The sequence below is a fragment of the Halorussus marinus genome, assembly GCF_004765795.1.
In the GTDB taxonomy this organism is placed as follows: Archaea; Halobacteriota; Halobacteria; order Halobacteriales; family Haladaptataceae; genus Halorussus; species Halorussus marinus.
On the sequence record NZ_SBIV01000006.1, the window covers coordinates 43,723 to 55,945 of the forward strand.

The 12,223-nt window shown below is 69.8% G+C and carries 15 protein-coding genes, 1 tRNA gene and 1 pseudogene; 8 read left to right on the forward strand and 9 right to left on the reverse strand.

The window, feature by feature from the left end:
* Nucleotides 1-3: 3 nt before the first annotated feature.
* Both EPY72_RS12575 and EPY72_RS12580 read right to left on the reverse strand, forming a co-directional pair.
* Nucleotides 4-228 (reverse strand): DUF7511 domain-containing protein, encoded by a 225-nt coding sequence (locus EPY72_RS12575; protein WP_134671255.1) that lies wholly within the window; start codon nt 226-228, stop codon nt 4-6.
* A gap of 121 nt (nt 229-349) precedes the next feature.
* Nucleotides 350-697, reverse strand: a complete 348-nt coding sequence (locus EPY72_RS12580; protein ID WP_134671256.1) for a winged helix-turn-helix transcriptional regulator — start codon at nt 695-697, stop codon at nt 350-352.
* Nucleotides 698-906: 209 nt separating this feature from the next.
* On the opposite strand from EPY72_RS12580, the gene EPY72_RS12585 reads away from it, so the two are divergent.
* Both EPY72_RS12585 and EPY72_RS12590 read left to right on the forward strand, forming a co-directional pair.
* Complete coding sequence (locus EPY72_RS12585) at nt 907-1,854, forward strand: ring-cleaving dioxygenase (protein WP_135806657.1); 948 nt, start codon at nt 907-909, stop codon at nt 1,852-1,854.
* Between the two features lies 1 nt (nt 1,855).
* Entirely contained in the window at nt 1,856-2,497 is a 642-nt protein-coding gene (locus tag EPY72_RS12590; protein WP_134671258.1) for an alpha/beta hydrolase, read from the forward strand.
* A gap of 20 nt (nt 2,498-2,517) precedes the next feature.
* Here the strand turns inward: EPY72_RS12590 and EPY72_RS12595 are convergent, their stop codons facing one another.
* Both EPY72_RS12595 and EPY72_RS12600 read right to left on the reverse strand, forming a co-directional pair.
* Nucleotides 2,518-3,531, reverse strand: coding sequence for an amidohydrolase family protein (locus EPY72_RS12595; RefSeq protein WP_135806658.1), 1,014 nt, complete (start codon nt 3,529-3,531; stop codon nt 2,518-2,520).
* Nucleotides 3,532-3,807: 276 nt separating this feature from the next.
* A complete protein-coding gene (locus tag EPY72_RS12600) occupies nt 3,808-5,031 on the reverse strand; it encodes an HD domain-containing protein (RefSeq protein ID WP_135806659.1) in 1,224 nt (407 codons plus the stop codon).
* A 90-nt stretch (nt 5,032-5,121) separates the two neighbouring features.
* On the opposite strand from EPY72_RS12600, the gene cofD reads away from it, so the two are divergent.
* Genes cofD through EPY72_RS12620 form a run of 4 tightly spaced genes read left to right on the forward strand, consistent with a single transcriptional unit; the run spans nt 5,122 to nt 8,337 of the window.
* Nucleotides 5,122-6,129, forward strand: coding sequence for a 2-phospho-L-lactate transferase (cofD, locus tag EPY72_RS12605; protein ID WP_134671261.1), 1,008 nt, complete (start codon nt 5,122-5,124; stop codon nt 6,127-6,129).
* Complete coding sequence (locus EPY72_RS12610; protein ID WP_135806660.1) at nt 6,129-6,896, forward strand: tRNA-dihydrouridine synthase; 768 nt, start codon at nt 6,129-6,131, stop codon at nt 6,894-6,896. The genes cofD and EPY72_RS12610 overlap by 1 nt, the downstream gene beginning before the upstream one ends.
* Nucleotides 6,893-7,729 (forward strand): triphosphoribosyl-dephospho-CoA synthase, encoded by an 837-nt coding sequence (locus EPY72_RS12615; RefSeq protein WP_135806661.1) that lies wholly within the window; start codon nt 6,893-6,895, stop codon nt 7,727-7,729. Before EPY72_RS12610 ends, EPY72_RS12615 begins: the two co-directional genes overlap by 4 nt.
* Entirely contained in the window at nt 7,726-8,337 is a 612-nt protein-coding gene (locus EPY72_RS12620; RefSeq protein ID WP_134671264.1) for a DUF447 domain-containing protein, read from the forward strand. The genes EPY72_RS12615 and EPY72_RS12620 overlap by 4 nt, the downstream gene beginning before the upstream one ends.
* A 106-nt stretch (nt 8,338-8,443) precedes the next feature.
* Here EPY72_RS12620 and EPY72_RS19480 read toward each other — a convergent pair whose 3' ends face one another.
* The gene (locus tag EPY72_RS19480; protein ID WP_167599455.1) at nt 8,444-8,611 is read right to left on the reverse strand and encodes a hypothetical protein; all 168 of its coding nucleotides are present in this window, start codon (nt 8,609-8,611) and stop codon (nt 8,444-8,446) included.
* Nucleotides 8,612-8,767: 156 nt separating this feature from the next.
* On the opposite strand from EPY72_RS19480, the gene EPY72_RS12625 reads away from it, so the two are divergent.
* Nucleotides 8,768-8,941, forward strand: coding sequence for a 30S ribosomal protein S17e (locus EPY72_RS12625; RefSeq protein WP_134671265.1), 174 nt, complete (start codon nt 8,768-8,770; stop codon nt 8,939-8,941).
* A gap of 175 nt (nt 8,942-9,116) precedes the next feature.
* Nucleotides 9,117-10,151 carry an aspartate-semialdehyde dehydrogenase gene (gene asd / locus EPY72_RS12630; RefSeq protein WP_135806662.1) on the forward strand — a complete coding sequence of 345 codons (1,035 nt, stop codon included), beginning with the start codon at nt 9,117-9,119 and terminating at the stop codon, nt 10,149-10,151.
* Between the two features lie 37 nt (nt 10,152-10,188).
* On the opposite strand, the gene EPY72_RS12635 is transcribed toward asd, so the two are convergent.
* The 4 genes and pseudogenes from EPY72_RS12635 to EPY72_RS20170 all read right to left on the reverse strand — a co-directional run.
* The gene (locus EPY72_RS12635; protein WP_135806663.1) at nt 10,189-11,151 is read right to left on the reverse strand and encodes a D-2-hydroxyacid dehydrogenase; all 963 of its coding nucleotides are present in this window, start codon (nt 11,149-11,151) and stop codon (nt 10,189-10,191) included.
* A 78-nt stretch (nt 11,152-11,229) separates the two neighbouring features.
* Nucleotides 11,230-11,304 (reverse strand) — tRNA-Glu (locus tag EPY72_RS12640).
* A gap of 114 nt (nt 11,305-11,418) precedes the next feature.
* Complete coding sequence (locus tag EPY72_RS20165) at nt 11,419-11,748, reverse strand: HNH endonuclease (RefSeq protein WP_244605575.1); 330 nt, start codon at nt 11,746-11,748, stop codon at nt 11,419-11,421.
* A 171-nt stretch (nt 11,749-11,919) separates the two neighbouring features.
* A pseudogene (locus EPY72_RS20170) lies at nt 11,920-12,105 on the reverse strand (helix-turn-helix domain-containing protein); the annotation flags it as partial.
* Nucleotides 12,106-12,223 lie beyond the last annotated feature (118 nt).

Here is a 12,223-nt window from a genome sequence, read left to right on the forward strand (position 1 = left end):
GCGTCAGCGGGCGTCTTCGAGACCGACGAAGGCGTCGTCGCTCGCGGTGAGCCACGTCGACATGCGATCGACGCCCGAGAGGCCGCGGGGAAAGACCGTTCGTCGGTCCGGGCGGTCGTCGTACGAAACGACCACGGAGTCGAGGGCGGGATCGAGGCGATCGCCGGCGGCGGATCGCGACTCGTCGGGGCGGTCCGATTCGGTTCGGATATCGGGTTCGTTGCTCATGGTAGTCCGACCGCATCTATCGGTACCGCCCCGAGTGATTAAGCGTTTTCTATGAGAAATATATAGCGGTACCCGTCTCTCGGGACGGCTCCCCGTTCGCTCGCGGGCGAGTCCCCTCACCTCACAGCCACTCGTCGGCCCACTCCTCGATCTCGTCGAAGACGGGACACAGCGACCGGCCCTTCTCGGTGAGACTGTAGTAGGTCGCGACCGGAGCGTCTTCCTCCAGTCGCCGGGTCACGAAGCCCGTCTCCTGGAGGTCGTCGAGCACCCGCGAGAGGGTCCGGGAACTCGCGTCGGTCGAACGCTTGAGTTCGTTGAACCGCTTTTCGCCGTCCTGGAGGTCGTGGAGCACGATGAGCCGCCACGTCGAGCCGATCTGCTCGATCGAGTCGATAACCGAACACGCGCTCTCGCTGTACTCGTCGTCGGAGTCGAGATCGTTAGACTGCTGGTCGCCTACTGCCATGATCGAGTCGAGGCGCTCGCGGCCCATATAGGTTCCTCTTCGAATCAGGTAACACGGTGAAACTGGCGACCGGCGCGGGCGACGGCCGGATAACACGGGTGCCACCCGGTGACGCGGGCGTCCGCGAGCGCCTAAGTGGTTCAAGACCGAAGCAGGTATCACAGAGACACTGGCACCGCGTCACGCCGGCGCCAGTCTCCCCACGCACCATGACCCACAACGTCAACGGCATCCACCACGTCACGGCGATCGCGAGCGATCCGCGAGCCAACGCACAGTTCTACACCGAGGTCCTCGGCCTCCGCCTCGTCAAGCGGACGGTGAACTTCGACGACACCTCGACGTACCACCTCTACTACGGCGACGAGACCGGGACGCCCGGCACCGTCCTGACGTTCTTCCCGTTCGGCGGCGGCCGGCGCGGCCGGCCCGGACGCGGGCAGGCGACCGCGACCGCGTTCGTCGTGCCCGAGGGGTCGCTCGACTACTGGGCCGACCGACTCGACGCCGAGGGCCTCGACGTCGGGGCGCCCACCGAGCGGTTCGGCGAGGCGGTCCTGCCGTTCGCCGACCCCGACGGCCAGCCCCTCGAACTCGTCGCGGGCGAGTCCGACGTCGCGCCGTGGAGCGGCGGGCCGATCCCGGACGAGCACGCGATCCGGGGCTTCCACGGGGTGACGCTCCACTCGGCCGACCCGGAAGTGACCGGGTCGGTGCTCGAAGCGATGGGCTACGAGTCCGACGGCGAGGACGGCGACCGGCGTCGGTACCGGACGGCGGGCGAGCGCGCGACAGTCGTCGACCTCCGGACCGACGACCGCGGCCCCCGCGGCGAGCCCGGCGTCGGCACGGTCCACCACGTCGCCTTCCGGACGCCGGACGAGGAGTCCCAGTCGGCGTGGCGCGATCGCCTCTCGGAGATCGGGCTGTCGGTGACCTCCCAGAAGGATCGTCGGTACTTCCGGTCGATCTACGTCCGCGAGCCCGGCGGCGTGCTGTTCGAGATCGCCACCGACGGCCCGGGGTTCACCCGCGACGAGTCGGTCGCGGAGCTCGGTAGCGACCTCAAGCTCCCCGAGTGGCTCGAAGCCGACCGTGAGCGCATCGAGGCCGGGCTCGCCGACCTCGACGCCGCCGACCCGCAGGAGGCCGACTGAGATGGCGGGACCCCATCAGGGCCAGCCGGTCGCGGCGGCCGGTCCCGACCCCGAGGACGCCGCGGCGGGCGCCGTGCTGGTCCACGGTCGCGGCGCGCGCGCTCGGAGCATCCTCGGGATGGCCGGGGAGTTCGGCGTCGAGGACGTCGCCTACCTCGCGCCACAGGCCCGGCGCGGAAGCTGGTACCCCAACTCGTTCATGGAGCCGATGGACTCGAACGAGCCGGGACTCTCCTCTGCGCTCCGGGCGGTCGCCGACGCCCTCGAAACGCTCACCGACGCCGGCATCCCTCGCGAGCGCATCCTCCTGCTCGGCTTCTCGCAGGGGGCCTGTCTCGCCAGCGAGTTCGTCGCGCGCAACGCCGGGCGGTACGGCGGACTCGCGGCGTACAGCGGCGGCGTCATCGGCCCGGAGGGGACGCCCCGGGATTACGACGGCTCGCTCGACGGGACGCCCGTCTTCCTGGGATGTAGCGATCGGGACCCCCACATCCCGCTCGAACGCGTCCACGAGACAGCCGACGTGTTCGAGGAGCTGGACGGCGACGTGACCGAGCGCATCTACGAGGGGATGGGCCACACGGTCAACGACGAGGAGATCGCGTTCGTCGCCGACCTGCTCGCGGATCTGGTCGCCGAATAGCGCCGGTCCGGTTCCGACGGTCACAGCACCGCGTCGAGAACGTCGCTCGCGCCGGCCCGCCGGACCACGGCCCGGACGACGTCCTGTGCGCCCGCGAGGTTGTCCGAGTCGCCGTCCAGCACGAGGAGCTTCGCGGGCCGGCCCTCCTCGATCAGCCCGGCGTCGAGGCCCGCGATCTCCGCGCCGTTGCGCGTCGCCATCCTGAGCACCTCGCGGGCGCTCAAGTCGGCGAGCTTGGCGGCGAACTCCATCTCGCGGAACATCGACGGGCTGTTCAGCATCACGTTGTCGGTCCCCAGCGCGACGGTCGTCCGCTCGGCGAGGTCGCGGATCGGCGGGACGCCGACGCCGGTGACGAGGTTCGAGCGCGGACAGACCACCACCGGGATCTCGCTGTCGGCGACTCGGTCGAGGTGGAGCGACTCGGGGTGGACCATGTGGACGAGGAAGTCGGGGGCGAGGTCGAGCGCGGGGTTGATGTCGGTGGCGTCGCGCTCGCCGGCGTGGATGCCAAACAGCTTGCCTGCCCGGTCGGTCGCGGTGCGCTCGCGGCCGAACTCGGCGTCGCGGGCGCCGCTCGCGCCGAAGCCGTCGGCGGCCTCCATCGCCTCGACGGTCTCCCGGCCCAGGATGACGGGGTCGACGGCCAGCCGCTCGGCGGCCTCCCGGAGCGCGTAGACGCCCTCGACGCCGCCCTCCCGGAACTCGAGGAACGAGGCGGTGCCGGTCTGCTCCATGAACCGGATCGACCGCCGCATCGCCGCGACCTTCTCCTCGCGGGAGGCCTGCCGGAGCAGTCGGTGTTTCAGTCCGTCGGGCGGCGCGACCAGTTCGTCGAGGTCCAGCCCGCCGCCGGCCTCCTTGGCGATCGAGTCGCCGATGTGAGTGTGGGCGTTGACGAACGCCGGGAGGATCACCTTCGAGGACTCGACCGACTCTTCTTCGACCGCGACGATCTCGCCGTCCTCGGCGACGACCCGTCCCTCGACGGGCTCGAACTCGGGGCCGCGCAGGACGGTACCCTCCACGATCATAGTCGAGGATTATCGGGCGGGGCCTTCAATTCCGCTATTCGTTCACGGGGCTCTCGCCGTGCGATGTTCCCGACGAAGCGGACTACAGGTCGCGCCTGCGCTCGGCGACACAAACCACGGAACACACCGCATTCCGCCGCGACCGACCGAAGGGAGAGCGGACCGAGGAGCCGTCGAACGAGCACCGAAGGTGCTCGTGAGGCGGTGACGACGTGTTTTTCATCGACGTTTTGCAAGGGCGCGCCGCTCGGGGCGCGCCCGCTGCAAAAGGTCGTCTCAGAACTCGTCCAGCGTCGTCGGCGTCCCCCGGGTCCGGATCTCGCTGACGAGCGCGCCGTCGGTCTCCAGTTCGAGCACCGACTCGGCGGCCCGTCCGACCGACTCGGTCGCATCGGCGGGGGCGTACACGCCGAGGCGCCACTGCTCGCGCTGGACCCGTCGGAGCGCCGAGACCAGCGCCGACTGCCGGCCGAGCCCCCGGGTCTCGCCGTTGACGATGACCCGGGTCGAGGACTCGGTCATGCTCGGTCGGTCGAGCACGTCGACGATGACCTCGCGGTCGTCGACGCCGGCCTCGGCCGCGATCTCGGCCTCGTAGTCGCGGATGTCGTCGTGGCCGGCGTCGACGACCGACTCGGGCACGTCGCGCATCTCGGCCCACACCGCCCGCTTGTAGAGGTCCCGATGGCCGAGCCGCCGGGCGAACTCCCGGGTGCCGTCGGCGCGCCGGAGCGCGGCGAACAGGTCGTGGTCGTCCATCCGGCGGAGCTCGGCGGGGGTCGTCTCGCCGTCGGCGAGCAGGCGCTGGCTGGCCCGCTGGAGCATCCCGCGACAGATCCGGGTGACGTGGTGGTTGTAGACGGTCGGGTTCATCAGCGCCCGCGCCAAAAGCAGGCTCTCGGCGGTCGGGACGTTGCCCTCGTCGAGCACGAGCTCGCCGTCGATGAGCGTGAGCTCCCGGACCAGCCGGGCGTGGTCGATGGTGCCGTAGGGGACGCCGGTGTGGTGGGCGTCCCGGACGAGGTAGTCCATCCGGTCGACGTCGAGTTCGCCGGCGACGATCTGGCCCAGCTTTCGCTCGCCTGCGACGAGGTCCGCGACCGCCCCGGGGTCGAGGTCGTGGTCGCGGAGCACCTCGCCGACCGCGTTCTCCGCGAGCAGATCGTGGACGTCGTCGTGGTACTTCCCGGTGTGGCGGTGGATGACCGCCTCGATGGTGTGGCTGTACGGCCCGTGGCCGACGTCGTGGAGGATGGCGGCCGCTTTCACCCGCTCGGCACGCGCGCCCTCGATGCCGAGGTGGTCGAGCGCCTCGCAGGCCAGATAGTAGACGCCGAGGCTGTGCTCGAACCGGGTGTGGTTCGCAGAGGGGTAGACGAGGTGGGCGGGACCCAGCTGCTTGATGCGCCGGAGCCGCTGGACTGCGGGCGTGTCGAGCAACGCCCGGGCCACGCCCTCGACCTCGATGTGGTCGTGGACGCTGTCCTTGATCGTCTTCATGCCCCCGGATTCGGCGGCTTCGTATAAAAACAGACGGACGCGGGCGCCGACAGCGCAAGCATTTACCCGTCCGAAGACGCACGTCGGGGTATGACGACGTTTCTCTCCGGGGGCACCGGGACCCCGAAGCTCCTCGCCGGCGCCGAGTCGGTGTTCGACCCGGCGGCGGTCACCGTGGTCGCCAACACCGGCGACGACGTGGAGCTCGGGGGCCACCTGGTCTCTCCCGACGTCGACACCGTCCTGTTCGAGCAGGGCGACGTGCTCGACCGCGATCGGTGGTGGGGCATCGCAGACGACACGACCGAGACCCACGAGGAACTGGCCACCCTCGCGGAGGCGGCCGGCCTCGAATCGGGGCCGCGCTACCTGCCCGACGAGGCCCAGACCGCGGGCCGGGAGATCGCGCGCTGGCGGCGCTTCTCCGGGGTCGCGGAGTTCATGGAGATCGGCGACCGCGACCGGGCGGTCCACCTCACCCGGACGGGGTTGCTCGACGAGGGCCACACGCTGACCGAGGCCACTCGGCGGCTCTGCGAGGCGTTCGACGTGCCCGTGGACGTGGTGCCGATGAGCGACGATCCGGTCGCGAGCATCGTCCACACCACCGACGCGAGCGACTACCCCGACGAACTCCACTTCCAGTCGTTCTGGGTCGCCCACCGAGCGGCCCCGCCGGTCGACGACGTGGAGTTCCGCGGGGCCGACCGGGCCGAGCCGTCGCCGGCCGCGCTCGGGGCGATCGAGGAAGGCCCGGTCGTCGTCGGCCCCTCGAACCCCGTGACGAGCATCGGCCCGATGGTCGCCATCGACCGCCTGCGCGAGGCGCTCGACGAGACCACCGTCGTGGCCGTCTCGCCGTTCGTCGAGGACGAGGTGTTCTCCGGCCCGGCCGCGAAGCTGATGGAGGCCGTCGGCTACGAGCCCTCGACGCGGGGCGTCGCGGCGGCCTACCCGTTCGCGGACGCGTTCGTGCTCGACGAGGCCGACGGCACCGACCTCGACCGGCCGGTCGTCAGGACCGACACCGAGATGAACGACGAGGCCGACGCCGAGCGGGTCGCCCGCGCCGTCGCCGACGCGCTGGAGGTGGCCTGATGTTCGAGCCCCGCGTCGCGCTCGCCAGCCTCAGCGGGCGGTCGGACGCCGCGTGGGCTCGCGCCGGCGAGTCGTTCGCTGGCGCGGCTTTCCTCGGCGGGATCGCGCTCGACGACCCGACCCGCGAGGCGGCCCGCCGGCTGGTCGCCCGGGACCGCGAGGAGTTTCTGCCCGACGATCCGGTGGCGTTCGTCGCCGACCAGCTCGACGACCTCGCGGACGCCGACCTCCGGCCCGGCGTCAACGTCCGGACGAGTTCGCTCGGCCCGCTTCGGGCGGTCGCCCGCGCCTGCGCCGACCGCGGGGCCGTCCTCGAACTCAACGCCCACTGTCGACAGGACGAGATGTGCGCCGCGGGCGCCGGCGAGGCGCTCCTCCGCGACCCCGACCGGCTGGCCGAGCAGGTTCGCGCCGCGGCCGCGGAGGGCGCCGCCGTGAGCGTGAAGGTCCGGGCCGAACTCCCGGACGTGGCCCTCCCGGCGGTCGCCCGGACGATCGCCGACGCCGGCGCCGACGCGGTCCACGTCGACGCGATGGACTCCGAGGGCGTGGTCGCCGAGGTCGCCGACGCCGCCGACCTGTTCGTGATCGCGAACAACGGCGTCCGCGACGAGGCCACCGTCCGGGAGTATCTGGCCTGCGGCGCCGACGCGGTGAGTGTCGGGCGACCGAGCGACGATCCCCGCGTCCTCCGGCGCGTGCGGGCGGCGACCGCGTCGTGGTTCGCCGACGAACGCCCCGTCGACCGCGAGGGGGTGGCGCCGTGACCCCCTCCGAGCACGCCCAGCTCGCGCTCTTGCTGGAGGTGGCGGGCACGCCCAAGCCCGGCAACGTCGACCGGGAGCGCGACCTCCCGGACCTCCGGTTCGAGCACTTCCTCGCCGGGACCGTGGGCGCCGGCGAGGGACTCCGGTCGGCCGCCGACGGCGCGCCGGTCGGCGAGGCGTTCGAGCGGGCGGTCGAGGGGATGAGCCGCCAGTCTGGGGGCAACACGCAGTTCGGCGCACTACTGTTGCTCGTCCCGCTCGTCAGGGCCGCGGCGGCCGACGATCTCTCGCCGGACGGCGCGACTCGCGTCGTCGAGGACACGACGGTCGAGGACGCCGCGAACTTCTACCGGGCGTTCGACCACGTCGACGTGTTCGTCGGCGACCCGCCCGAGGACGCCGACGCGCTCGACGTGCGCCGGGGGTCCGATGCGGTGCCGGCGGTCCGCGAGCGTGAGCTGTCACTGTACGACGTGCTCGCGCTGGGGGACGACGACGATGACGTGGCGGCCGAGTGGACCGGCGGCTTCGAGCGCACCTTCTGGGCGGCCGACCGGCTCGCGGACTTCGAGGGGCCGGCGTCGGGCCGGGCCGCGCGGGTCTACCTCGAACTCCTCGCGCGCGAACCCGACACCCTCGTCGCGACCAAGCACGGCCGGAAAGCCGCAGAGAGCGTCCGGGTTCGGGCGCAGGAGGCGCTCGAAGGCGGGCCGGCGGTCGTCGAGGCGTTCGCCGAGTCGCTGGTCGCCGACGGGATCAATCCGGGCACGACCGCAGACGTCACCGCGGCGGCGCTGTTCGTCGCGCTCGCGCGCGGAGAGGTGTCGGTGTGACCGACGCCGACCGCGCGCCCGACGCGGACGCCGGCGCCGACGCGTGGCCGATCGAGTTCCGGGGCGTCACCGAGTCGGTCGTGACGACGCTCGGCCCGAACGACCGGTGGAACGTCGCGGCGCTGGGGCTCCATCCGCCCGCGTCGCCCGGCGAGCCGGTGACGGCCCGGACGTGGGGCGACACCCGGACGCGACGGAACTTCCGGCGGCAGGGCGGCGGCTACGTCCAGTTCGTCCGGGACCCCGTGGCGTTCGTTGACGCCGCGCTCTCGATCTGGGAGGTAGACGAGCCGGTGCTCGACGCGGCGGACGCGTGGGCCGAGATCGGCGCCGAGCGCGTCGCCGTCGGCGAGTCGGGCGACACCGAGTGGGCCGAGTGGCGGCTCTCGCCCCGCGATACCGGGATCGAACGCGAGGTCGTCCCGACGACGAACCGCGGGTTCAGCGCGGTCGTCGAGGCGACGGTCGCGGCCTCGCGGCTGGGCGTCGAGGCGTACGACGAGGAGACGCTCCGCGAGCGGTTAGACTACTTCGAGGACGTCGGGCGGACGTGCGGGGGCGACCGGGTGCGCGAGGCGTTCGACCGACTCGTCGACCGACTCGACTGAGGGTCGAGACCGAATCACTTCACTGCTCTCGGAACGCCGACCCGGGAGTCGGCTCTCCGTGGCGACGCCTCGATCGAAAAGCGCCCCGGCGACGCTCCGGGGCGGATCAAAACTCGTCTTTGCGGTCGATGGTGACCGTCCAGTCGGGGATCTCGTCGGGGACGTATTCGAGCTCCCAGACGCCCTCTACCTCCTTTCCCTCCCCGAAGGATCGGAGGACGAGCGCTTCGAGCTCTTCTTTGAACGTCGGGTCCGCTGTGTCGTTGTGATCCATGGCTCTCAGAACGGCGCTCTGTGTCCGTACGATGAGGTCCGAAACCAAGTGTATTTATAGTTACGAAACGCCCGAGTCGGCGCTCGGACCCGAGGCTCCGTCGCGCGACGACCGCGAACGAATGGGTTTAAGGTTCCCAACGGAAAAGTTGCTGGCATGCCAATCAAGCCGGACTACGTCAAGAAGACGGGTACCATCCTGCTCGACCGATATCCCGAAGCGTTCACCGACGACTTCGACCAGAACAAAGAGAGCGTCACGAAGCTCACCAACATCGAGTCGAAGGGCGTCCGCAACCGGATCGCGGGCTACGTCACCCGCAAGCAGTAACACGACCTTTTACTGCGGTCGGCGCACGAACGCGCCTCCCTCCTAAAACGTCGGTGAAAAACCACCGGGAGAACAGCGCTCTCCCGGCGGTTTTGATCGAGCGTTTGCAAGGGCGCCACCCGCAACAAACCGTCGAACCCAAACCGTTTTCCTACCGTAGCGCTCACCCACGACAATGACAGTACGTGTCGGCGTTCTCGGTGCGACGGGCGCGGTCGGCCAGCGATTCATTCAGTTGCTCGACGGCCACCCCGAGTTCGAACTGGCGGCGGTAACCGCGAGCGAGTCGAGCGCGGGACGGACCTACCGCGACGCGGCCAAGTGGCGCATCGACGCCCCCATCCCCGAGGCGGCCGCCGAACTCACCGTACGATCGACCGACCCCGAGTCGGTGCCAGACGACGTCGACCTCCTCTTCTCGTCGCTCCCGTCGGGCGTGGCCGCCGAGGTCGAACCGGCGTTCGCCGAGGCGGGCTACGTGCTCTCGTCGAACTCCTCGAACGAGCGGATGGCCGACGACGTGCCCCTCGTGATCCCCGAGATCAACCCGGGCCACCTCGACCTGCTCGAAGTCCAGCGCGACGAGCGCGGCTGGGACGGCGCGGTGCTCAAGAACCCCAACTGCTCGACCATCACGATGGTTCCGACGCTCGCGGCGCTCGCGCCGTCCGGGCTCGAACGAGTCCACGTCTCGACGCTTCAGGCGGTCTCCGGGGCGGGCTACTCGGGCGTCTCCTCGATGGAGATCCTCGACAACGTGCTCCCCCACATCGGCGGCGAGGAGGACAAGATGGAGACCGAATCCCGGAAACTGCTGGGTTCGTTCGACGGCGCGACCCTCTCTCACCACGACGTGTCGGTCTCGGCGTCGTGCAACCGCGTGCCGACCATCGACGGACATATCGAGAACGTCTGGGCCGAGACCGACGAGGCCGTCTCGCCGACCGACGTCGAGGACGCGTTCCGGGGCGTCGAGAGCCTCGACCTGCCGAGTTCGCCCGAGCCGCTGATCCACGTCTTCGAGGACCCCGAGCGGCCCCAGCCCCGCCTCGACCGCCACGTCGGCGACGGGATGGCGATCGCGGCCGGCGGCGTCCAGGAGACCGACAGCGGCGTCCAGTACAACTGTCTGGCGCACAACACGATCCGCGGGGCGGCCGGCGCGGCGGTGCTGAACGGCGAACTCCTCGCGAGCGAGGGGTGGCTGTAGGCGCGCCCGAGACGGCGTCGGTCTCCGGGGCGGGCAATCAGACGACGCGGTTTTCCAGCGGCTCGCCCGCCGCCAGCCGATCCAGATTCGTCGCCACGATGTCGGCCTGCCGGGCGTAGTACTCGGGGGTGTGTCCGGAGCAGTGAGGGGTGATCAGGCAGTTCTCGAAGTTCCAGAGCGGGTGGTCTTCGGGCAGGGGTTCGGGGTCGGTCACGTCGAGGGCCGCCCCGCGGACGTACTCGCTCCGGAGCGCGTCGACCAGCGCGTCGGTGTCGACGACCGGGCCGCGGGCGACGTTGACGACGACCGACTCGGGCGGCAGGGTGGTGAACTCCGGGGCGCCGACGAGCCCGCGCGTGGTCTCGGTCAGCGGACACGCCAACACGAGGTAGTCGGTCCGGGCGAGCGCGTCGTGGAACTCGTCGGGGTCGAAGCCGACGACCTCGTCGGTCGGCCCGCCCTTCGAGGGGGTGTACCGGACGCCGATCGTGTCGACGCCGAACCCTTCGAGGCGCTCGACGACGGCCCGCCCGATGGCCCCTAACCCGACCACGGTGACGGTGCTATCCTGGAGTTCGTACGCCTGGAAGTGGCGCCACTCGCGGTTCCGCTGGCGGCGCCACCCCTCGTGGAGGCGCCGGGCGAACACGAGGAGGTTGCCGACGACGTGCTCGCCGATGTTCGGGCCGTGCACGCCCGAGGCGTTGGTGACCGCCACGCCCCGGTCTTCGAACGCGTCGAGGGGCAGGTGGCCTGTCCCGGCGTACGCGCAGGCGAACAGTTCGATCTCCGCTGCGTGCGCGAGCAGTTCCTCGTCGATCTCCATCCCGGTGACCACCGGCGCGCGCTCGATGAACTCGCGCTCCTCGGCCGGCGTTCGGGCGACCCGCACGTCGGCCTCGGGCAGGCGCTCGCGGAGCGCCGCGGCGTAGTCGCTCAGGGCCATTCCGTGGGTCGGCTTCCGCAGAACGAGCACGTCTGGCGTGTCGGCGTCGGACATGTGGGGCGGTTCGGGAGCGAGTCCCAAAATAGCACTCCAATCGGCGAGGCGTCGGCTGAAGAATTAACGGCCTTAGAATGCTCGCTAGGGGATTTGAACCCCTGTCATTGGCTCGAAAGGCCAATATGATTGGCCGGGCTACACCAAGCGAGCTAGCTTTCGTTCGGGGACCGCCTCCGAACGTACTCTGACCGATGGCCTGCATACTTATAAACGCAACTAATTCGAGCTGTCCCCGTCCCCGATTCACCGAGTGGCCGTTCGTCGCTACCGCTTCGCCTCGAACAGAATCTCGACCGGCTCCTCGAACTCGATCGCGCCGTGATCTGCCCGCGGGTGACATCGGTTACAGAGCAACACCAGGTTTTCCGCTCGATGTGCGTCCTCTATCGCGAGTTCGTCGGCGCTACGAAAGACGCGAACTGGGACGATGTGATGCACTTCGAGCCGACGGTCTGAGCCGCCGTGGCCGCAGTGCTGACACTCTTTGTCTCGCTCCCGGATACGCTCTCGCATCACTGACCAGCCCGAGCCGTATCGGTTGCTGTAGCCGCCGCGCCAGTTGGGGTTCGCATCACCGGCCGTCGATTCGCTCATTTTCCGGCGCGTCTCCTCGGATCGAACAGTCCCCGTGAGCGACTCGGAGATCTTCCCGCGAACTTCGGACGGAAGCTCGGTTCCTCGCTGAGACTCGGAAATCCGTCGGCGAGTTCGTTCGGAGACCGAGCGGTTTTCTAGCGACTTCGAAATCCGTTTTTTCACGTTCTCTGCTCGTTCTCGTCCGTACATCGGGTGATTCTCTCCGCGCATCTCGCGCGTCGGGATGTCGAACCGGTTCATGTACCGACGCACTTGTCTGACCGAGATCCCACACTCCTCGGCGATTTCCCGCTGTGTCAGGTTCTCCTCCCAGTACTTGATTTCGAGCCACCAGCCGTTCCGGTATCGCTTCACGCGTTAGTTTAGGAGATATACCGATATAAATTTTAGATGGGGTGTTCTTGTTCCTGCTAATTGCGACCGAAAAGGAGACGGTCGAAATCGCGCCGCCCGAACCCGGGGTCCCTTACCG

What these genes read in the sequence shown, in the direction of transcription:
- EPY72_RS12590 (WP_134671258.1), top strand. Translation starts at nt 1,856, where the DNA reads ATGGCGGGACCCCATCAGGGCCAGCCGGTCGCGGCGGCCGGTCCCGAC.
- EPY72_RS20165 (WP_244605575.1), bottom strand. Translation starts at nt 11,748, where the DNA reads ATGAGCGAATCGACGGCCGGTGATGCGAACCCCAACTGGCGCGGCGGC.
- EPY72_RS19480 (WP_167599455.1), bottom strand. Translation starts at nt 8,611, where the DNA reads ATGGATCACAACGACACAGCGGACCCGACGTTCAAAGAAGAGCTCGAA.
- asd (WP_135806662.1), top strand. Translation starts at nt 9,117, where the DNA reads ATGACAGTACGTGTCGGCGTTCTCGGTGCGACGGGCGCGGTCGGCCAG.
- EPY72_RS12625 (WP_134671265.1), top strand. Translation starts at nt 8,768, where the DNA reads ATGCCAATCAAGCCGGACTACGTCAAGAAGACGGGTACCATCCTGCTC.
- cofD (WP_134671261.1), top strand. Translation starts at nt 5,122, where the DNA reads ATGACGACGTTTCTCTCCGGGGGCACCGGGACCCCGAAGCTCCTCGCC.
- EPY72_RS12610 (WP_135806660.1), top strand. Translation starts at nt 6,129, where the DNA reads ATGTTCGAGCCCCGCGTCGCGCTCGCCAGCCTCAGCGGGCGGTCGGAC.
- EPY72_RS12595 (WP_135806658.1), bottom strand. Translation starts at nt 3,531, where the DNA reads ATGATCGTGGAGGGTACCGTCCTGCGCGGCCCCGAGTTCGAGCCCGTC.
- EPY72_RS12600 (WP_135806659.1), bottom strand. Translation starts at nt 5,031, where the DNA reads ATGAAGACGATCAAGGACAGCGTCCACGACCACATCGAGGTCGAGGGC.
- EPY72_RS12635 (WP_135806663.1), bottom strand. Translation starts at nt 11,151, where the DNA reads ATGTCCGACGCCGACACGCCAGACGTGCTCGTTCTGCGGAAGCCGACC.
- EPY72_RS12575 (WP_134671255.1), bottom strand. Translation starts at nt 228, where the DNA reads ATGAGCAACGAACCCGATATCCGAACCGAATCGGACCGCCCCGACGAG.
- EPY72_RS12580 (WP_134671256.1), bottom strand. Translation starts at nt 697, where the DNA reads ATGGCAGTAGGCGACCAGCAGTCTAACGATCTCGACTCCGACGACGAG.
- EPY72_RS12585 (WP_135806657.1), top strand. Translation starts at nt 907, where the DNA reads ATGACCCACAACGTCAACGGCATCCACCACGTCACGGCGATCGCGAGC.